Here is a 20,543-nt window from a genome sequence, read left to right on the forward strand (position 1 = left end):
CTTAAAACTCGGCACAAAACGTAACAATTGGATGGATAAATCTGATCCACTCTAGAAAATAGATCAGATTTGTGACAAATGTGACATGTACCTTTCTCGGAAGACATGTAGATGATGAGCAGCATGCCCAAGGATAAAATAGATGATTGCAGCTGCCGTTGTCTTGTCCTGAATAATCACGCCCGAACGACTCAACTCTTCTTCCGTAAGCCCTTTTACCAGTGCTCGAGTAGAAGCGCGCACAGTCCGATACTCCTCGATTAGATCGGCAAGCGGTCGGCGGTTAAAATTCGTAAGACTGACGTAAATGTCCTGATGCCTAGGCAAGGGTGTCTTGTCTCCACGGGACGCACACAGCAAGCGATAGCTCATGATTCGCTCTGTATCCATAATATGGCCAAGAACTTCCTTTACACTCCATTTATCTTTCTGATAGCGGAACATGCTCTGTTCCTCACCGAAGGATCGAAAGCATGCAAGTATTTCTTCCTCCTGAGCGCAAAGCAGCAAATTCAGATCACCTTCAGGTGCGATTTTGATATAGGCTTCAAACTGCGCAGGATAATCACCAGACTGTGGTTTGCGGAAGTACAAATGAAGACACCTCCCTTTTGGAATAATGAGACGAATACTTCCATTGTACACAAAAAAGAGGCGGATGTACTCCGCCCCTTCCCTGCTACTCTTTTTCTTACTGAATCGTGACTTTGCCGCCATCTTGAAGCAGTGTTTGCCCTTTTACCACGATCTTATCGCCGGCAGACAAACCTGTCAAAATTTCGATCTGATCACTGGAGGATTTGCCTGTAGTGACCTCGACTTGTTTTGCAATGTCACCTTCCAGCTTGAATACATACTGTTTACCGTCGCGATCAAAAACTGCACCGCGCGTTACAACGATCGATTTGGCTCCACTTTCTCCAACCGATGGGAAGGTTACATTCACAACCATATCGGACTTCAGCTCATTGGATGGATTTGGAATCGTAATCTCCACTGGATATGCCTTGAGATTCGTATCCATTACTGGACTCATCGCCGTTACTTTGGCATCAATCGTTTTTCCTGTCGATTGTACGTTTACTTTTACGGTAGTTCCTACTTTTACTTTTGTGATATCTGCTTCTGACAAATTCGCTTTTACCAGAAGTGGGTTCGTGTTCACAACAACCACAACCGGCTGCTGACCTGCCATTTGACCAACTGCGCCATTTACGCTGGAAATATATCCGTTGATCGGAGACGTCACAGTCGCATTCGCTAATTGCTCACGAGCATTTTGCAGGCTTACTTGTGCTTGCTGTACAGAGGCTTCGGAAACTTGCACACTTGTTTTTTGTCCTGCAGATTGCACACCCTGCTGCGCGTTATCATAAGAGGTCTGTGCCGTTGTCAATTGGGAATTTGCCTGTTCCATCTGCTGAGCGGAAATCGCTCCTTGAGAAAAGAGCTGTTGCATCCGCTGCTGGTTTACTTTTGCATCCTGAAGGGCAGTTTCTGCCTGCTTCAGGCTATTTTTTGCTTGGACCAAGCCTTGATCAGAGCTGCTGCCTGCTTGGTTTAAGCTCGCTCTTGATACGTTGTAGGCTGCTTCTGCTTGTTTAACACCGTTCACCAGATCTTTTTCATCGAGCTTGAACAATACTTGGCCTTTTGTCACGTATTGGCCCAGTTTCACTGGCAGGGAAGAAATTTTCCCACCCATTTTCGGGGAGACTTGCACTTCCTCACTCGGCGCCAGCTTTGCTGTGAGACCAGAATCTGATACTACTGTGCCCGTTGCAACAGTTTCCACCTGTACAGGGGTTGCGGCTGCCACGGTTTCCGTAGGCGGCGTTTCCGCTTGCGGGCTGGAGCACCCTGCCACTAGCGAGATGGCTAGCAATGCCAAAATGACGGGTTTTTTACTTAGTTTCATGTATGTCCCTCCTCTTCCCACAAACGTCTTACGATTCCAAAGCGGGATTAATTTTCTTTTGTTTCTTTTCTAGTTTCTTTTCGAGTTTCAACTGGCGCTTCAAACGTCTCTTTTTCCCTAAATCATCAAACCAAGAAGCAACGACAGGAACCAGAACCAGCGTAATCAGTGTAGAGAATCCAAGACCGAAAATAACCGTTACGGCCATTGGTGCATTCGTCTCAGATCCGGCACCGCCAGAGAATGCGAGCGGGCCAATCGCCAGAATGGTGGTGAGTGTCGTCATCAAAATCGGACGAAGACGAATCGGGCCAGCATGCAGGATCGCATCATACAGCTCCATACCTTTTGCACGCAATTGGTTCACATAGTCGATCAATACAATCGCGTTGTTCACGACCAGACCGATCAACAAAATGTACCCGATCAAAACCCCAACGCTGATCGTTGTGCCTGTCGCCAATAGTCCAAGCAGAACGCCTGTAACGGTCGGTGGCACGGAGAACATGATGATAAATGGGGTGTAGAACGATTCAAACTGCGCTGCCATTACCATGTAAAGCAACACAACTGACAGTACAATCGCGAGAGCAAGACTACTGAAGGATTCCATCATTTCTTCGCTTTGCCCGCCAAAATCGACCTTGTAGCCATCTGGGAGATTCAGCTTCGAGATTTTCTCTTGCACTTCCCGTGTGACAGAGCTCAGGTCACGCCCTGCCAAATCACTCGTTACTTGAACTTCACGGCTTGAGTTGGCACGGTTAATCGATACAGGCACATCTATCTTATTGATAGTCGCAACCGAGGTCAGCGCGATCTGTGCCCCACCTGGAGTAGAAATTCGCATATTGTTCAAGAAGTTGATATCTTCCTGATACTCTTTCGGTAGTTTGAGGTTGACGTCAACCTCATCATCACCCGTGCGATAGTACGTTACCGTTTGACCTTGGAAGGAAGTGCGAACACTGGAGAGAATTTGTCCGGTCGTCAATCCGTACAAGCTCGCTTTCTCCGCATTGATCTTCACTTCCAGCTCTTGTCTTGATTCTTCCAAGCTGGTTGTTACGTTACTCGTTCCTTGTACCTTCTCAATTTCACCTTTAATGATACCACTAATATCTTTCAATACGTCTAGATCATCCCCACTAACCTTCAATTGGATTGGGGAACCAGTAGACATACCGGCTGGTGCGCTTACCTTAATTTCAGGTCCAGCAATATGCTTCAGCTTTTCCTGGAGATCCATCACAACTTCATTGGAGGAACGTTTGCGCTGATCGAGGTCTACCAGCATCAGACTGATCGTTCCCTGATTGGATGACAATGTACTTGCTATCGGTGATGCATTACTACCAACCGAAGTCGCTACAATTTTCTTCTCCGGAACCGTGTTGACAATTTCTTCTACTTGTCTGGTTACTTTTTCTGTTTCAGCCAGAACGGTACCATTTGGCATTTTGATAGAGATGTTTACTTGACCTTGGTCCATGGCCGGGATAAACTCTGCCCCGATCAATGGAGTCAATGCGAGAGAGCCCACCATCATGACGACCGAAGAAATCATGACCGTTTTACGATGGCCCAAAGACCATTTTAACAATCCTTGATAGCCTTTTTCTACTTTGCTAAATCCAATGTTGAACCAAGTAACAGGATTGATTCCACGATAGTTCTCATGATGTGTATGCGACGGAATTTTGTTCAAAATTCTCGAACTCAGCATCGGCACGAGCAAAATCGAGAATACTAGCGCTGCAATATGTGAGTAAACAACCGTCAATGCAAGTGGTCCAAACAACTCAGAAGCAATACCTTCTGTGAGGGCAATCGGCAAGAATACGCAAATTTGCGCCAAGGCCGAAGCCATAACTGCTGTACCTACTTCCTTGGAACCATCCAAGGCGGCTTCCATCATGCCTTTTCCCTGTTCTCGGTGACGGAAAACATTCTCGAGCATAACAACTGCAAAGTCAATCAATGATCCCAATCCCAATGTCAAACCGGAGAGGGAAATCAGGTTGATCGTCTGTCCAGTCATGTACATCAGCAAGAACGTAGCAACGATCGATACTGGAAGAACGATGACCGCAATTACCATGGATCGCAAGCTGCCCAAGAAGAAGAACAGCAAGATCATACCGATACCGCCACCCAACAGGGCATGTTCAGCGGTGGTGTAAACGGAATCCTTAATGTAGATGGATGTATCCAGAGTCGTAATGATTTCTACGCCTTCTGGCAGCTCGCTTTTGATTTTCTCCAGCTCAGCTTTTACATCATCTGCTACCTCAATGGTGTTTCCGCCAGAAGCTTTTGTCACTTTAATACCCAAGCTAGGTGTTCCATTTACGTAACTCATTTGCGTTATATCTTGATGCGTGTCTTTTACTTCGGCAATATCGCTGAGCCTAATGGAGTTTCCTCCGACAGAGATTGGTGTCAGCGCGATTTGTTCGACATCGGCAAACTCACCTTGTACACGGATGTTGAGCTTGGCGTCACCCTCGCGTACCGCTCCACCAGAACCTGACAAGTTGCTGGTCTGTAGAGCTTGTTGAACTTGGTCAAGTGACAGTCCATACGCCGCTAGTTTGGCTGGGTCGACTGTAACATCGATGATCCGGCTTTGTCCGCCGCTGATGGAAGCAGATGCAACCCCATCAATACGCTCCAGGCGTGATTGGATCATATTCTCTGCCATCTTTTTCAATTTGTTGATATCTTGCTCACCCGTCACCGCAAATTCAATGATCGGTGTACTGTTCGGGTCAATGCGCAGTACGCGTGGCGCTCTGGCTGAGTCAGGCAAAGAGCCACGAACCTGATCTACCTTCTCCCGCATGTCGAGAGTCGCCTGATCAAGGTCTGTCCCCCAGTTAAACATGAGGATAACCTGCGAAGCGCCTTCCATCGATACCGATTGTATACTATCTAAATCGGATACCGTTGCAAGTGCGTCCTCAATCGGTTTCGTTACCAGTTTTTCTACCTCACTCGGAGATCCGCCGTCAACGGATGTAACCACGACAGCAACCGGGAAGTTAAGATCCGGCATGAGATCAATCGACAAGCGAGGCAGTGAAACGAAACCAAAAATCAGCATGGCCAGAGTCAGCATAATCATGGTGACCGGGCGTTTAATCGATAGTTCAGAAAGATTCAATCCACTCACCTCTTCTTTATATATCTGCTAATTTTTTGTGAGTAATAGTTCGCATGACGAAATGAATAAGGGAACCTCGAGTTAACATTTCGTTTAACGAAATATCAAGGGATAAAACCGTTTTTAGACGGTTTGTGAATTTCCCCATTTCACATCTCGCTGTTGGTATACACGCTCTGTCAGTGACACCCACACAACTCGTCGATCTGATTGGTCTCGGAACCTGCGTACCAGGTTTTCCTGCTCCAACCGGTTAATGAGACCGGAAGTTGTGCTGTATGAAAGACCGACAGTCTTACTTATGTCCCCCATTGTTTTTGGCCCGTTTCCAAGCTGCTCCAGAATCAAGACCTGTTGCCAGGTTACATCGCTTGTATCCAGCTCTTGCTCAGAAATCGTGGTAAACAAAACACTGGCTTCTTGCAGGAGTTTTGCCAACTGAATCAGTTCTTTCATGAGAACCTCCCTTGCCATCCTTACTTAACCACTTCACACCCATAACTAATCGTTTATTTCCCAAAAATAATTCTACTGAAATGTATATGTAGTGAAGTCTACCCAGGGGTAGATTTCTGACAGAGATTTATCTATCTGGAGATAGACGACAACGCATGCTAGAATGAAGTTAAGTGATTATCCGGCAGAGAAAGAAGGACTTCTCATTGTTGAAGATAATGATGAAAGCCATACAAAAACGATTACTGATCATGTGGTTTTCCATTTTAATTGTATTAGCTTTGCTTCCTGATTCCTTTAAACGGGAAACTCCGTTGCAATTTTCCCTTACCATTGTACTATTTATTTGTTACCTTGTGGTATTTTGGACTTCCAAGAAAAAATGGAAGCCTCTCCAATTCGAGTTAGTGACAGTCGTGCTTGGAATTGTCTCGTTACTAAAGTCCCTCATCTTGGGTGGTGAGGGCTTCGGCTTGATGCTCCCACTCGCTGTTTTTATCGGTTTTCACATTCATGGACGTCGTGCGTTGGCTTATGCTACTTTTTTTGGTACGTGCAGTACGCTTTTTTTATATTTTGAAGAAAACCTGAAATTCACGCACATCATCTCTTATATTCTTACGTATGTGGGTTGTTATATCGGCGCACGTGGCTATCGAATTCAAACAGAAGCATACGAAACCAACCAACAGCACCTGGAGCAGCTGCAAAAAGCACATACAGAGTTGCAAGAGGCGCACTTACAACTTCAAGAAGCAGCGCTCCATTCCCTTCAAGTAGCGGTTCTGGAGGAACGAACGCGAATTGCCCGAGATATTCACGATGCATTGGGCCATAGTTTGACTTCACTCATTGTCCAGCTACATGCCTTGAAGTATATGTTGCAGGATGGGCCTGACACCGCACAAGAAGCCGTGCGCAACATGCTCGGTGTTGCCAAGCAAAGTCTGGAGGATATTCGCACGTCTGTCCATACATTGGCCCTGGATAAAACCTCCTTGGGACTTACACCTCTGCGAGCTCTCTTGTCGCAGGCTCAAAAGCATACAGGAATAAAAATGGAGCTGATATGCTCCGATCTGGACATTCCGCTCTCTCAAGAAATGACGATAACGTTTTATCGAATTTTACAAGAAGCCATCACCAATTCGCTACGTCATTCTGACGCAAAAGAAATTCTCGTCATCATTGAACAAAAGAAGGACATCCTTTTGTTGTCCATTCGAGACGATGGAAGCATCACGAGTGACCAAAAAATCAAACCTGGCTTTGGCCTAACTGGCATATCTGAACGAATTCAGTTATTGAACGGAACTCTCGCCTATCGCATTCGAGAGCCCCACGGATTCCAACTCGATTTCAGCTTTCCGATTGGCCAGACTGAACCTGAAAGGAGCATGCGAACATGACCGGTAAACAAAAAGAAGGAGCCATTCGCGTGGTCCTAGTAGATGACCAAACCATGATTCGCCAAGGTTTGGGTTATGTCATTCAAATGCAATCCGATATGGAAGTCATTGGGGAAGCTTCCGATGGCGTGGAAGCTGTAGAACTGATTGGCGCCCTCGCACCTGATGTCGTCTTGATGGATGTTCAGATGCCCAACAAGTCTGGTATTGAAGCCACAAGGGAAATCATGCTGCAACATCCTCGCACGAAGGTATTGATTCTTACCACCTTTGACAATCACAATTATGTGGTGGAAGGGATTCGTGCTGGAGCCGTCGGCTATATGCTAAAGGATGCCGACTCTCAGGAAATGCTTGATCTCATTCGCAGAGCCCACCAGGGAGAAGCGCTCTTCCACACCGTAACAGCTGCAAAAGCCCTTGCCGAAGCACTGCAAGGTCAACGTGAGACACCTGATTCGACTACCTCTTCTCAATCAGTCTTGCTAGATGAACTGACAGATCGAGAGTTGGATGTCCTTCAACAGATCGCAAATGGCTATCGAAATGATCAGATTGCGCAAAACTTGTTTATATCAGAGGGCACTGTAAAAACACACGTGCATCGGATTTTGCAAAAAATGGGTGTCGAGGATCGTACACAGGCAGTGGCAAAAGCACTGCGGCACAAAATCGTTAAATAAATCAGACATTTTTAGGCAGGAGGATTAAGTGGAATCAAGTTTCCATCCTCCTGCTTTATGCTGATGGAAAACCCTTGTACCAGCTGTGCGCTGGACATCGCTTCAAATACGGCAGCAGCCGCTTTCTTCGTATCGATCACCCGACAAATCACTGCCAACGTCCTCTCGCTGTCTTCCCCACCGTCGCTGTGGCCATTCCCTGTCTTTCCCAAGCATTCGTCCAATAGCTGTTCGATCGAATAGCGCATTTCAATCTCTGACTCACACAAATGGGGAAAGCGAATGATTATCGGATGGAAATCGTTCTCTTTCATGACCTGATATCCTTGTTCTTTCATCTCTTCGGCCCAGCTCTGCAAAACTTCGTCTGGCCTTCCCTCGATCTGCTCCGCTACTACAGCAAAATAGTCGCCAATTTCCCCTACCTTTCCATAATGAACGGTGTAAAGGTGCTCCGTTTCCTCATACCAAACCTCCCAGTAGCTCCACCTCGTTTCGTTTTTTTTCAGCATCCGAATCACCGTTGTTCAACTCCGTTCAAATTGTAACCGTTTTGTAAATTATTCCACTGATCGACAGGTCTTGACAACAACTTACAAAAAGATTGATTCGAAAGACTTGCAACTTTTTCACGAATAGGACCATCCGCTCATTCAAACGTAAAAAAAGACGGATATTCGATCCGCCTACAGTCACAATCCTTTTTTATTTTTTTAGGAAATTGAAAGAGGTAAACGAATCTCAAAACGGGCTCCTTTCAGTTTCGGAGAGTTTTCCGCATAGAGTTCGCCACCGTGATCCGCGATGATGCGTTGTGTCGTAGACAAACCTAACCCCGTTCCCTCTTGTTTGGTCGTATAAAAAGGAACGAATAAATTTTGCAGGCAAGAATCTGATAGACCAGGTCCGTTGTCTTCCACAACAATGATTACTTGATTGAGTGATGAGTACACTTTCACTTGAACGAGGTTGCCCTGGGTCAACAATGCTTCAAGCGCATTTTTCAAGATGTTCAAGATGGCTTGCTTGATTCGCGAACGATGACCAAACACATGCCACTCGCCTTGTGCAATGTCCAGCTCTAGCTTGATTCCTCTTCGATTCGCTTCTGGCTCCAGTAAACGAATGACGCCATATAACTCGTCCATCACTAAGAAACGTTCCGATACGATTTTATCATCCCTGTACCGGGCCAAAACAAGGACATCGTTCAATAGCCCATCAATGCGTTCAATTTCCGTTAAGATGACAGAAAAATAAGATTCACTTCGATTTGCTTCCCCTTGCTCCCGCAACAACTGAATAAAGCCCTTGATGGCTGTCAGTGGATTCCGAATCTCATGCGCCATCCCAGCAGCCAGTTGCCCAACTGCTGCCAGCGCTTCTCGCTTGCTCAATTCTTCTTCGTACTTTTTGCTTTCCGTAACATTCCGAAGAACGGCGATTGCTCCCCACATCTCTCCACCGTAATAAATGGGGCTCGTACTCACTGTCGTCCATTTGCCTCTGTATTCCGCAACATAATGGCCGGACTGCCCGCGTTCAATTACCCACTGGACAAAACGCTCGCTTATATGAGGGCGAAGAGCATAATCAATGTTTTGACCAATGAGTTGATTCCGATCTACGCCAAATAAATGACAGACAGCGTAATTCGCTTCAATGACTCTTAACTGGCGGTCGATCATCAAGACGGCAATATCACTGGATTGCAGCACCAATTGAACAAGCTCCTGTTCAGCGAGCATTGTAACATCTTCTCCTTTGGCCGAACTTGTAGGAGAAGTTGGTGTTTTTTCAACTGGAAATTGAAGCGAATTTTTGTTGAAGACATCGTCCATTTGATGCAAAATGTAATCCATCGATTGATAGAGACGAATCTGTCCTTGCAAAAGCTCTACTCGCTCCATTTCCGTCGTGGCAAGAGAAAATGCGTTGTTATTCATTTCTTCCATAATAACGTCTCGACACTTGCGCAAAAATTGTTGCAAATACGTAAGATTCATTCCGAGCAGCGAAAACTTGTACGCAATTTCACTCAATTCTCGTTCGAATGCATATGTGTCGACTACTTTTACTACCTCAATCCATTTCGTGATTTGCTGAACAAACAAAGCCTCTGTATTTTCGCGGTCTTCTAGAAGCAAAGCAGAGTAATGATGATCTGAAAGAAAGGAAAACGTCTTGGCCACCGCCGCAGGGACCAAATGAGTAAGATACTTACTTATTCGATTTTTCAAAACACTCTGGCTCCTTTTCTCCGTGCTTCATTGAGGCTATTTTTCCAAGTATGTATAGGCTCTATTATGGACGTAAATGAGACAAGATGTAAAGCGGCATGATGATATCCTGGTGCAGAGAATGACACCATCCAATCAGGTTCTCTTCTTATCCTTACAGACAAACAATCTCGGCTAGCATCCTATTATCGCGCGTTATCTTTTGCCTTTTTCGGACACCTTCACCTCCTGATCATGTTTGACTGAAAACGCTTTCCCAACATTTTCTATCATATCACGATCGAGCATAAAATGGTAAAGTATGTTTATTATTCAATCATCCAAAAAGCATTTGCCCCCGCAGAGACAAATGCTTTCGCTTTATGAATGGGATTTGACAGCGTAATTGCGCAAATCCGATTTTACCGGGCTATTTGGGTTGGTTCCTGTATGCGCGCGCTTGAAAGCTTCGCTTTCTGTCCAATTCTTAAACGATTCCTCATCTGTCCATTTCGTAAAGACGATGTATTCGTCACCTTCCGTTGGTGCCAGGAAAAGGAACTCCAAAAAACCCGGAACCTCCTTCATCCGTTCTCCCCCATTACCAAATGCGCGCTCCAAATGGGATTGGTAGTCTGCTGGTACAGTCAGTCTGTTCATGGATACATACATGATGGTCACACATCCTTTCCATTGGGTTCATCTACCAACTCCCATTATACTACTACTTTGGTGAAAAACCTAAAAACCGCAAACGCTATTCGCGCCTGCGGTTTATTTGTTGCTCGAGCATGATATCCATCAAGAGTGTATCCTGCAACGGATCTTTCGGGTCTACCGTCAACAGAGCAGCGACAGCGGCCATCGCACATCGAACGGATTGGTAGGAATAAAAGGCATCCCGCTCCGATTCGCTGAACAAAGATATATCCGATCGCTCTTGGGTCGGGTATGGGAAGTCAGTCTCGACACCAGCACGATCCAGAACAATGAGTGCCTGTTTAATCGCAATCAATGCCCCACTGACACTAATGCCGTATTCTTGGCGTAGATCTTCCCACACCTGAAAAGCTGATTTTTCTACCCTTTCCTGATTGGGGCGCGTAATGATTCCTGTTTTACGCCCTTCTTTCAATAACCAATCCACAAAAATATCATTGCGTGGAGGAAAAGCGTATACTTGCAGCTTCATTTCCAATTCTGTCGGGTTATCCTTGGCAAAACGCGCGTGAGCCAACGACATTTCGTAACGCCGTGATGGATGCCCAGGAACAGTGACAAATACCGTATCTTGTCGCACAGCTGCGATCTGCAGCTTGGTTCGTGCGGGTATCCTGCCTTGAGGTGCCTTTTCCCTGCGCATATTACCAGGAATCAATTCTACTCCGAATTGATGGTACTCCAGTGGTGAATCTATCCAAGGAATGGGCTCTCTAGACTGTACTTCGTATAGCCCGTTAAACGTCACCCATTCGCCCGGGCGGCGCTGGCTGCGAACCAAAACAGCATGAACTTCCTTTTCTGGTGGCAATTCCGTATCTTGATCCTCCGGTGGGGGATGCATTCGCTTGTGTTCGATAAGAATGCAGTCGGTCATGAACAATCGCTCGAGCAATTCCCGTTTGCTCACCCATTCATATCCGATACGGTAAATCCGATTTTTCATCGGCTTCACCTCCTTTTGATCGCCAATATTGCATCATCCTGGTTTGTTTCTATTACCCTACCATATGTAATCGTCGCTTTGTCCGTGCTAACGAGATCGTACAATCCGCTGTAGCGCTTGCGCTGCTTCTTCAGGTGATTCGGCATGGCTGATCGCACTGATAATCGCGACTCCATCGGCACCGGCAGCAAGCACTTCAGAAGCATTTTCCAGGGTAATGCCACCAATTCCGACGATAGGCAAATCATTACCGACTGCCTGACGGATCTCCTCTAGCCCCATTGGTCCGATAGGCTCGCCAGCATCTGCCTTAGAACGGGTAGCGAACATCGCTCCTACGCCAATACAATCAACGCCGCCGCTTTGGGCAGCGAGCGCCTCTTCGACCGTACCTGCCGAAACACCGATGTACATCTCGGAGCCAACCTTGGCTCGTACTTCCGACAATGCCATGTCATCTTGCCCGACATGGACGCCATCTGCCTGCAAACGAATCGCCAGATCCACATCGTCATTCACAAAAAATACGGTTTCATGTTCACGACATAGCTGTTGCAGCTGTCTGCCCAGCTCATATTGTTCCTCAGCAGTCAGCTTGCTTCCTTTATCACGCAGCTGAAGCGTGCCCACTCCTCCGCGCAATGCTGCTTCCACGATTTGCACGGTCTTTTCGCTGGAATAGCTGCAATCCTGCGTTCCAATGACAAAGTATACACCCATCTTTTCCCGAAGTCTTTGTATATCTCGCATGCTTTATTTCCCCTCCCAACGATCCAATGCCTCTCGATAAGCGCTGGCTGCTGACTTGGCATCAGTTGCATCGGTGATCCCCGATAAGACAGCAATGCCCGCACACCCTGCTTCCAAAACTTGCACCGTTCGATCCGGTGTGACTCCGCCGAGTCCGATGATCGGCACTTGCCATCTTGCCGTCATTTGCGCAAGTTCCATTGTTCCTCTTGGCGCAAGACCCGGCTTCGAACCACTCGCAAAAATATGCCCGTAGAGCAAATAATCGACTTTTGCGGCAATGGCTTGCTGTGCTTCCTCCACGGAATGGACGGAACGCCCTATTTTTTGACCAGTCTTCAGTACCATTCTCGCTTCCACAGGAGACAGACTATGGTATGCCAGATGAGCACCGGAACAACCCGACGCAGCAGCCACGTCCACCCTATCATTCACGATCAAGGACGAAAGGGGGATGACATTCGCCAATGCCTTTACCCAGTCCATGCATTCCTTTGCGGTACGCTGTTTTTCCCGTATGTGTAAAAAGTTCATACCACCCGCATAAGCAGCTTCTGCCATTCGCAATACCTCATCAAGCGAATGCCGACCACTCGTAATCACATGCAGCTCACGAATGCTTGACATCAGGTTGGACACCGCCTCCAGTGAGTGCTGTCACACATTCCTGCAGCCATTGTGTCGTTCGGTCTTCATTGTCCGTCGGCGATTGAGCCAAAAGTTCAATCACGAGCCGTCGCAAGAAAAATGCTTGTTGAACGGTAAGTGGAAAGGTAATATTTTTCGGCTTTGTTTCCTGTTTCTCCAACGTCTCCACGCCCGCCAACAAAATATCACCGATGGACTCCACAAGTTCGCGAACCTGCTCATTTTGCTTCAATTCGTCATAGCAGCCATCATATAGTCTGCACAAAAGTAAAAACGCCTGTGACGACAAGGTCACCGGCTGTACATTCTGCATCGGTTCCGTCATACGTTTCCCTCCACTCGCTAGAAAAAAACAAAATCTATTATATCACATCATGCCCTGTATCAATAAAATAACATCTATCGATGCCTTCTCATGGGGGAGCGACCGCGTTTTAGCGGAAAGTTGTTATCCGCTCCAGAATTCATAAGCTTTTGAATTCCTCCACGATGAAGAAAACCGCTGATTGCTCAGCGGTCTTTTGCAGTTCCTTCATTTCGATCATTATGGTTCGATTGTCGCAAATTTGTGTTGCGATCTTTTTCATCCAGCGTTTTCCCACGGTTTTTTCCGAGGTCTTTGCTGTTGTTGTTCTTTCCCAATTGATTCACCTCCTAAGTCGTTCATAGGATAGCGTAACCAATTCGGGTCACTTTATTAGCTGGTTGCCAGTCGTCTATTGCGTTTGTGGATCGTGTAGCCGATGGCGAACGGTACACGCCACCCGAGCAAAAACGCCAACGTAATGAAATAAGTCACACCTGCAAAAATAAGCGTAATCGGTACACCTGTCCACCAGGAGCGGATCAGTAAGCCAATTGGTGCGGCTACTGTCCAAGTAATCAGTGACGATAGTAATTGTCGGCCCGCAGATTCATACGTTCGCTGTCCGTAGCTCTTGAAAAACAGAATTGCGATGATCCATCCCACCAGGAAAGGGGCTAATGTTTCGATAATCCCCATGACCGTGACAGGGTAGTTATGAATGATTTTTCCGTAATAAACAAAAAGCACAAAGGCGATCAGATCCCCGAGCAACAATAAATAGCCCGGTGTCGACAAACGCAGTCTCATGTATACCCTCTTTTCCGGGTCTTGTCAGAGTAAACCCTCTTGGTTCACCCCTATTGTACAACTGCTCTGAACGCCCTTCAATCAATCCAAGCCTTTATTCACCAAACAGCAACAATTGCAGCTTTTGCTTGGCTTCTCGCCATTCACGGTCGAGTATGCTGAAGTATACCGAGTCGCGAATGTATCCATCTGGCATCACCATATGGTTACGCAGGACTCCTTCTCGAATGCCACCGATTCGGGCAATGGCACGTTGCGAATTCAAATTGCGCGAATCTGTCTTGAGCTGTACGCGTATACAACCCAGTTGTTCGAAGCAGTGGCGCAGAAGAAGCCATTTACATTCTGTATTGACACCTGTTTTCCAGACGGATGGGGTCAGCCATGTAAACCCGATTTCCAATCCGCGATCCTTTTTCGCTATCCCTAAAAATCTCGTGCTCCCGATGATCTGCTCATCTGCTAGGCGAATGATGACGAATGGCAATTCTGTTTGGGCTTGTTCATTTTGTAAAGCCTGCAGGATAAAAGCCTGAGCATCTTCTCTCGTTTGAATGGTAACGGACATATGCGGCCAAATCTCTTCGTATGCGCCTGCTTCCCAGATTCCGTCCACATGGGCCATTCTGAGTGGCTCCAATCGGACCAGCTTGCCTTCCAAAATTACAGGTTCAATGGTTAACATGTCTGTCTCTCCTCTACTGTTCTGCTTCATCCATCAAGCAGAACAGTTTCCCGAAATTTTTCCAATGATACGGGCTCGCGAGGACACTGTCAAGACAAATAATGGGGTGTTACGCTTCTTCACTGATAACGACTTGCTTCCCTCTGCGCTTTAAGAAGATAGGGATCAGCAACCACAGAAGCGCACAAACCAGAAAAGCAGCGGAAAGCGGCTTCGTGAAGAAGATCGAGAAGTCGCCATTCGAGGTGGTCAATGCTCTTCTCATGTTATTTTCAATCATCGGTCCCAACACAAGGCCGAGGACGAGCGGTGCCAGCGGAAAGTCGTTTTTCGTCAGGTAATAGCCAGCTACCCCACAAATCACGAGCAAGATCAAGTCAAACGTACTGATTTGCACAGCGTACACTCCAAAAACGGAAATGGCGATAATGAGCGGAATCAGGAAATGAGACGGTGTTTCAATAATTTTGGCAAACACTTTCACCAATGGCATGTTCAAAATCAACAACATGACATTTCCGATAAACATACTCGCAATCAAGCCCCAGGCAATCTGCGGGTGATCAGTGAACAATAGAGGTCCCGGTTGTACGTTATACATCAATAATGCACCCATCAAAATCGCAGTAGTACCGGACCCTGGAATCCCCAACGTTAATAGTGGAATCATCGCACCGCCAGAAGCAGCATTGTTTGCAGACTCTGGTGCTGCTACACCTGCGATCGCTCCTTTTCCAAAGCGGCTAGGATCTTTGCTCAGCTTTTTCTCAAAAATATACGAGAAGAAGGATGCGAGAGTCGCACCAGCGCCTGGCAAAACACCAATGAAAAAACCGAGCAACGAGCCGCGTGTAATTGGACCGGCACTTTCTTTTAGGTCTTGCTTGGAAGGAAGTACCCGCCCCACTTTAATAATTTCCTTTGTGGATTCATCGTCCTCGATGATCGTCTTGAACACTTCTCCAAGGGCAAACAAACCAACTGCTATCGTGAGGAACTCCAAGCCTTGGTACAAATCGGGAATATCGTAGGTAAACCGCGCCACACCCGAAACGGTATCCATCCCAATGGTCGCAAGCAAGAGTCCCATGACTGTCATAATAAGGGCTTTGGTCATCGACTTCCCCCCTAGTCCGCTAACCGCACATAAGCCGAGAAGCATGAGGGAGAAATATTCAGCAGGGCCAAATTTCAAAGCGAGATCGGATAATGGCTCAGCCAAAAACACAAGAGCAATCAACGCCACGAGCCCTGCGACAAAAGAACCAATCGCTGCAATCGACAACGCTGCGCCAGCACGTCCCTGTTTAGCCATCTGATAGCCATCCAGTGTCGTAACGACAGAGGAGGATTCACCCGGCGTATTTAACAAAATGGATGTTGTGGAACCACCGTACATCGCGCCATAGTAAACGCCTGCCAACAAAATCAGTGCGCTAGCCGCCGCACTTTCAGGAGGTAACCCAGAGGTCAAGGAAGCCGTAACGGGCATCAATAACGCGACTCCGCTCATTGGACCAATGCCGGGAAGGACCCCTACCGCAGTACCGATCAGGACGCCAATAAAGGCAAAGACAAGATTATGCCACTGTAAGGCAACGAGAAAACCATCCGCCAAAAATTGCAATGCACTCATGCTAATCTATCCCCTCCCTAGACGCCTAGCCAGGCAGGTAGTCCTGGAAGCGTACCTTTTAGCAAATGCACATAGATGACATACACGCCTACTGAAAACAGTAAGGAAACGATTCCCGATTTAAGAACGCTTTTACTTCCCATCATGGTGAAGGCGTACATAAGGAAAGCGAAGCTCGAGATAACATAACCGAGATTCTCTAACAAAAAAACATACAAGACTGTCGCTGCCAAAATGAATAAAAATCGTTTGTATCGCAGTGGACTCTGTGACTCGGATGAGGTAACTGCCACGCCTTTCTTGTAGGTCTCCCACAACAGTCGCAAGCTCAATAAGATCAGGATGACGCCAAGCCCAAATGGAAACATATTCGGCCCGACTTGACTTCCGTAAGCACTAGACGAAATATTTTGACTTTCAGCAATAAAGAGTGCACCAACTAGCGCAAAAAACAGGCTGCCGATACGATCAAACATCAGGTTCATGTATACCTCCTCAGGTGTGGAAAAAGGAGGGGATGCCCCTCCTCTCCCTACTTCGACATACCAAGTGATGTCAACAGTTCTTTGACCTGCTTATCTTGTTCGTCCAGGAATGCAGAGAAAGCAGCAGCGTCCTTGTACTCGCTTTCCCAACCGTTTGCAGCCAATTCTTTTGTCCATGTCTCATGCGTGGAAAGTTCTTTCAGCTTTGCATCCCAGTAAGCTTTTGCGTCTGCTGGCATATCAGCCGGACCGAAGACACCGCGCCAAATCGTGAATGTCGCATCAATGCCTTGCTCTTTTAACGTTGGGATATCTTTCAAGGCACCGCCGAGACGTTCATCAGAAGTAACGCCCAGTACGCGGATTTTACCTGCTTTCAGATATTCACCCACGCTGGAAGCATCCGTTGCAATAATATCCGCATTGCCTCCCAACAAAGCAGCCATTGCTTCTCCGCCGCCATCATAAGAGACGTATTTTACGCTTTTCGGATCAATTCCATATTTGGCTGCTGGCATTACACCGATCAGATGATCCATCGATCCGGGAGCAGAGCCCCCTGCCAGTGTAATTTTGCTTGGATCTGCCTTGATCGCGTCCAGCACGCTCTTGATGTCCTTGTGCGGTGAATCCGCTTTCACAACGAGGGTACCGAAATCTTTCGTCATTTGCGCCAATGGTGTGACATCTTTGTAACCAAATGGGCTGTTCCCCTCTTTTTTGTTATTGTTAATCAAGATAGGAGGAGAGCTCACGAATAATTTATAAGGATTGCCTTTGTCTTTGCTTACATACTCAGCCAAGAACACGGTTCCCCCACCACCCGGCTTGTTTTCTACCGTGATGGTTTCTGTCACCAGCTTGCTTTCTGCCAACACCTTTGCTACCGAGCGAGCTGTCTTATCCCAGCCCCCACCTGCACCGGATGGAGCTACATACACGATCGGCTTTTCTGGGTATTTGGATGCCTCTGCGGCAGGCTGCGGCGCTTGCGCTGGTTGCGTTCCTGGACTTGCTGTTCCCGTATTTCCAGTACCTCCACCACAAGCAGCCAATGCTAGTGTAAGAAAAGTGGACACTGTGATTAGCACTTTTTTTCTTTTCATCAAGCAAATATCCCCCTTAACTCGCTTTTTTGTAAGCGCTGTCACGCTTGAACATAATGTACCACCGCGGAAGCTAGGGGAATAGTTTTCGTGCATAAGGTCTATTTTGAAAATTAATCACTTTTTGTTCATATTGTTCATGGAACATTATGGAAGATAGCGATATTTTCTTTCTGGTCTGCCCACTGTGCCATAAATCAAGTCAGCACGCGCCTTTTTTTCCAGGACCAAGTATTCTAAATACCGTCGTGCCGTTGTTCGACTGGTTCCAATCTCGCGGCCAATTTCCTCCGCCGAGACCCCCTTATCTCCCGTCTGTCTGATCGCTTCGATCACTTTTTCCAAAGTTAAGTGGTCAATTCCTTTTGGTACGAGCACATCTCGATTTTTCGGGGCGACCAGTCTTCTGGTCAGCATTTGGTCAATGACTTCCTGGTCCACCTCGACAGCTTCTCTCGTCCGAATAACATGCTCCCGATAGCTTTCCAACCGTTCACGAAATCGCTCAAAAACCAGCGGCTTGACGATGTAATCGAATACTCCCCCGCGTAGCGCTTCCTGTACCATTTCCATTTCCTTGGCTGCGGTGATCATGATCACGTCTACTTCGCGGTAATGCTGCCGAATAAACCAGACCAGCTCCGTTCCCAGCATGTCAGGCAGGTATACGTCCAACAAAACGAGCTGTGGGCGCATATAAGACAGCAATTCTTTTGCATCCGCCCCATTCGTTGCTGTAGCAATTACTTCAAAACCTTCAATTTTGCTGACAAATCGCTTGTTTATATCGATAATCCGCATGTCATCCTCTACGATGAGAACCTCCAGCTTTCTCAAGACGCCACCTCCATTCTTTTGCGTAGGGATACTGTGAAAAGTGCACCTCCCAGCTCGCTTTTGCCAACGAGAATATAGCCGTCTAATTCGTTAATGATTCCATGGGCCTTGGCCAGACCAATACCACGATCTTCGCCTTTTTTCGTTGAGAAGCCGTGCTCGAATATTTTTTCTCGCAACTCTTCCACAACTCCCGGACCCGAGTCCTCGATTTCGAACATGATTTCATCGCCCGTGTCAGACAAATAACACTCCACTCGTTTGTGCTCGACGTTTGGCTCATTGACAGCTTCCATCGCATTTTGGATCAGTGTCCCCAATAAAATCACGATCTGCTGTCGGTTGATCGTCAGTGGGAGCTCCTTCAAGTGACTGTCGTGATGGATGACGAATTGAATTTTCAGCTCCTTGGCTCGATTGTGCATGCCTAACAGCAAAGCCCCAATTAACGGATCTGGAATTTGCTTCGCTAAAAACAATATCATCTCTTGCTGTGCGGACGTTTCACTCGTAATCAGCTCAACTGCTTCCTGAATCGAGCCAAGCTGCAACAAACCAGAAATGGTATACAACAAATTGTGAAATTCATGTGTTTGGGCACGAAGTACATCTGCATAACGCCTCGCTTGGGACAACTCAGAAGCTAGCTGATCAATTTCCGATTTGGGACGAAAGCTGCTAACTACTCCTACGACCTTCCCTCCGAACTTGATCGGAAGTCGATTTACAATAATTTCTTTTCCGCTCATGATGGACTCACGATCTAATTGATGCTCGCCTGATTCCAGAACTTCTGGCATACGACTGTCTGGTAGTACTTCAACTATTTCTTTGCGATGAAACTCTTCTTCCGGTAAGTTCAAAATACGAATAGCAGCCTTGTTCATCATCGTGATTCGATTATTGCGGTCAATCGCCACGATTCCTTCGCGGACGGACTCAAGTACAGCATTTCTCTCTACGTACAAGGATGCGATCTCTTCCGGCTCCAATCCCAAAATTAAGCGCTTTAAATAGCGACTGAGTGCAATGGCACCAGCAACACCACACAACAAGGCGAGAAGAGTCAGAATCAATATGCGGTCTTGGTAGAGGTCAATGGCCTCCTCAATATCTTCCAGCAAGAACCCAACGGAAACGATTCCGATGATGTCCCCTTTATCATTTTTGATCGGCACCTTTCCTCGCAATGATGGTCCCATGCTGCCGACCGCCTTCGATATGTAAGATTGACCATGCGAGAGTCCCGGCTCGTTATCTCCTCCCACCATTTCCTTTCCAATCCGATCCTGAATCGGATGCGCATACCGAATTCCCTCGTGGTTTCCCACGACCACAAACTCTGCTCCAGTTTGAATCCGGACGTTTTCAGCGATGGGTTGAATGAGCGCTGGAGGGTAATCGCTTGAAAAAGCACTACGCAGCTCAGGATCGCTGGCAACAATTTTCGCCACACTCAATGCTTTTTTGCCAACCTGCTCTTCAATCGAAGACGCAACAATGGAAGAAAACACCGCCCCAACTGACGAAACAATCAGAATAATGACAATAGTAATCAATAAGATCATTCTGGTTTGCAAAGACATCTGGATTCTTCTTGTCGTCACAGCTCGCTCCCCCCTTGCTTCATCTTACCATCCCAATTAGGAAAAAAGGTAGAATCATTCCCATTGTCAATGGCGAAGCTGGTCGTTGCAGGCTGTCTTTTTACGACGAAAAATCAGGTATTAGGCCTTCTTTCCCCCAATATAATGTTACAACTTGT

General features: G+C 46.9%; 21 protein-coding genes. 2 read left to right on the plus strand and 19 right to left on the minus strand.

Annotated elements, in window-relative coordinates; all coding sequences use genetic code 11:
• Nucleotides 1-63: 63 nt before the first annotated feature.
• The 4 genes from ACM6JA_RS06985 to ACM6JA_RS07000 form a co-directional block, all read right to left on the minus strand.
• A complete protein-coding gene (locus ACM6JA_RS06985; protein WP_414851734.1) occupies nucleotides 64-594 on the minus strand; it encodes a DinB family protein in 531 nt (176 codons plus the stop codon).
• A gap of 97 nt (nucleotides 595-691) precedes the next feature.
• The gene (locus ACM6JA_RS06990; protein ID WP_414851735.1) at nucleotides 692-1,918 is read right to left on the minus strand and encodes an efflux RND transporter periplasmic adaptor subunit; all 1,227 of its coding nucleotides are present in this window, start codon (nucleotides 1,916-1,918) and stop codon (nucleotides 692-694) included.
• Between the two features lie 28 nt (nucleotides 1,919-1,946).
• On the minus strand, nucleotides 1,947-5,084 hold the full coding sequence (locus ACM6JA_RS06995; protein WP_414852226.1) for an efflux RND transporter permease subunit: 3,138 nt from the start codon (nucleotides 5,082-5,084) through the stop codon (nucleotides 1,947-1,949).
• A gap of 123 nt (nucleotides 5,085-5,207) precedes the next feature.
• Entirely contained in the window at nucleotides 5,208-5,540 is a 333-nt protein-coding gene (locus ACM6JA_RS07000; protein ID WP_007727206.1) for a MarR family winged helix-turn-helix transcriptional regulator, read from the minus strand.
• Nucleotides 5,541-5,758: 218 nt separating this feature from the next.
• Between ACM6JA_RS07000 and ACM6JA_RS07005 the strand changes: the two genes are divergently transcribed.
• Nucleotides 5,759-6,949, plus strand: a complete 1,191-nt coding sequence (locus tag ACM6JA_RS07005) for a sensor histidine kinase (RefSeq protein ID WP_414851736.1) — start codon at nucleotides 5,759-5,761, stop codon at nucleotides 6,947-6,949.
• Entirely contained in the window at nucleotides 6,946-7,632 is a 687-nt protein-coding gene (locus tag ACM6JA_RS07010; protein ID WP_414851737.1) for a response regulator, read from the plus strand. The genes ACM6JA_RS07005 and ACM6JA_RS07010 overlap by 4 nt, the downstream gene beginning before the upstream one ends.
• Nucleotides 7,633-7,643: 11 nt before the next feature.
• Here ACM6JA_RS07010 and ACM6JA_RS07015 read toward each other — a convergent pair whose 3' ends face one another.
• The 15 genes from ACM6JA_RS07015 to ACM6JA_RS07085 all read right to left on the minus strand — a co-directional run bounded on the left by ACM6JA_RS07015 (nucleotide 7,644) and on the right by ACM6JA_RS07085 (nucleotide 20,385).
• Entirely contained in the window at nucleotides 7,644-8,153 is a 510-nt protein-coding gene (locus ACM6JA_RS07015; RefSeq protein WP_414851738.1) for a hypothetical protein, read from the minus strand.
• Between the two features lie 192 nt (nucleotides 8,154-8,345).
• Nucleotides 8,346-9,872: a two-component system sensor histidine kinase NtrB gene (locus ACM6JA_RS07020; RefSeq protein ID WP_414851739.1), complete on the minus strand. Its 1,527-nt coding sequence runs from the start codon at nucleotides 9,870-9,872 to the stop codon at nucleotides 8,346-8,348.
• A 360-nt stretch (nucleotides 9,873-10,232) separates the two neighbouring features.
• Entirely contained in the window at nucleotides 10,233-10,511 is a 279-nt protein-coding gene (locus ACM6JA_RS07025) for an antibiotic biosynthesis monooxygenase family protein (protein WP_235617487.1), read from the minus strand.
• 97 nt (nucleotides 10,512-10,608) lie between these two features.
• Complete coding sequence (locus tag ACM6JA_RS07030; RefSeq protein ID WP_414851740.1) at nucleotides 10,609-11,517, minus strand: hypothetical protein; 909 nt, start codon at nucleotides 11,515-11,517, stop codon at nucleotides 10,609-10,611.
• An 87-nt stretch (nucleotides 11,518-11,604) separates the two neighbouring features.
• A complete protein-coding gene (gene thiE / locus ACM6JA_RS07035) occupies nucleotides 11,605-12,267 on the minus strand; it encodes a thiamine phosphate synthase (RefSeq protein ID WP_414851741.1) in 663 nt (220 codons plus the stop codon).
• 3 nt (nucleotides 12,268-12,270) lie between these two features.
• Complete coding sequence (locus ACM6JA_RS07040; RefSeq protein WP_414851742.1) at nucleotides 12,271-12,894, minus strand: thiamine phosphate synthase; 624 nt, start codon at nucleotides 12,892-12,894, stop codon at nucleotides 12,271-12,273.
• Nucleotides 12,878-13,240, minus strand: a complete 363-nt coding sequence (locus ACM6JA_RS07045) for a hypothetical protein (RefSeq protein WP_414851743.1) — start codon at nucleotides 13,238-13,240, stop codon at nucleotides 12,878-12,880. Before ACM6JA_RS07045 ends, ACM6JA_RS07040 begins: the two co-directional genes overlap by 17 nt.
• 185 nt (nucleotides 13,241-13,425) lie before the next feature.
• Nucleotides 13,426-13,557 carry a hypothetical protein gene (locus ACM6JA_RS07050; RefSeq protein ID WP_255344520.1) on the minus strand — a complete coding sequence of 44 codons (132 nt, stop codon included), beginning with the start codon at nucleotides 13,555-13,557 and terminating at the stop codon, nucleotides 13,426-13,428.
• Between the two features lie 55 nt (nucleotides 13,558-13,612).
• A complete protein-coding gene (locus ACM6JA_RS07055; RefSeq protein ID WP_414851744.1) occupies nucleotides 13,613-14,029 on the minus strand; it encodes a DUF3054 domain-containing protein in 417 nt (138 codons plus the stop codon).
• A gap of 94 nt (nucleotides 14,030-14,123) precedes the next feature.
• On the minus strand, nucleotides 14,124-14,714 hold the full coding sequence (locus tag ACM6JA_RS07060; protein ID WP_414851745.1) for a GNAT family N-acetyltransferase: 591 nt from the start codon (nucleotides 14,712-14,714) through the stop codon (nucleotides 14,124-14,126).
• 109 nt (nucleotides 14,715-14,823) lie between these two features.
• Nucleotides 14,824-16,350 (minus strand): tripartite tricarboxylate transporter permease, encoded by a 1,527-nt coding sequence (locus ACM6JA_RS07065; RefSeq protein WP_414851746.1) that lies wholly within the window; start codon nucleotides 16,348-16,350, stop codon nucleotides 14,824-14,826.
• Between the two features lie 17 nt (nucleotides 16,351-16,367).
• Nucleotides 16,368-16,835 carry a tripartite tricarboxylate transporter TctB family protein gene (locus tag ACM6JA_RS07070; RefSeq protein ID WP_414851747.1) on the minus strand — a complete coding sequence of 156 codons (468 nt, stop codon included), beginning with the start codon at nucleotides 16,833-16,835 and terminating at the stop codon, nucleotides 16,368-16,370.
• A gap of 47 nt (nucleotides 16,836-16,882) precedes the next feature.
• The gene (locus ACM6JA_RS07075) at nucleotides 16,883-17,941 is read right to left on the minus strand and encodes a tripartite tricarboxylate transporter substrate binding protein (RefSeq protein ID WP_414851748.1); all 1,059 of its coding nucleotides are present in this window, start codon (nucleotides 17,939-17,941) and stop codon (nucleotides 16,883-16,885) included.
• A gap of 147 nt (nucleotides 17,942-18,088) precedes the next feature.
• The gene (locus tag ACM6JA_RS07080) at nucleotides 18,089-18,742 is read right to left on the minus strand and encodes a response regulator (protein WP_414852227.1); all 654 of its coding nucleotides are present in this window, start codon (nucleotides 18,740-18,742) and stop codon (nucleotides 18,089-18,091) included.
• 32 nt (nucleotides 18,743-18,774) lie between these two features.
• Nucleotides 18,775-20,385, minus strand: coding sequence for an ATP-binding protein (locus tag ACM6JA_RS07085; protein WP_414851750.1), 1,611 nt, complete (start codon nucleotides 20,383-20,385; stop codon nucleotides 18,775-18,777).
• Nucleotides 20,386-20,543: the final 158 nt, after the last annotated feature.

This window comes from Brevibacillus sp. IT-7CA2 (genome assembly GCF_949767855.1).
Classification (GTDB): domain Bacteria; phylum Bacillota; class Bacilli; order Brevibacillales; family Brevibacillaceae; genus Brevibacillus.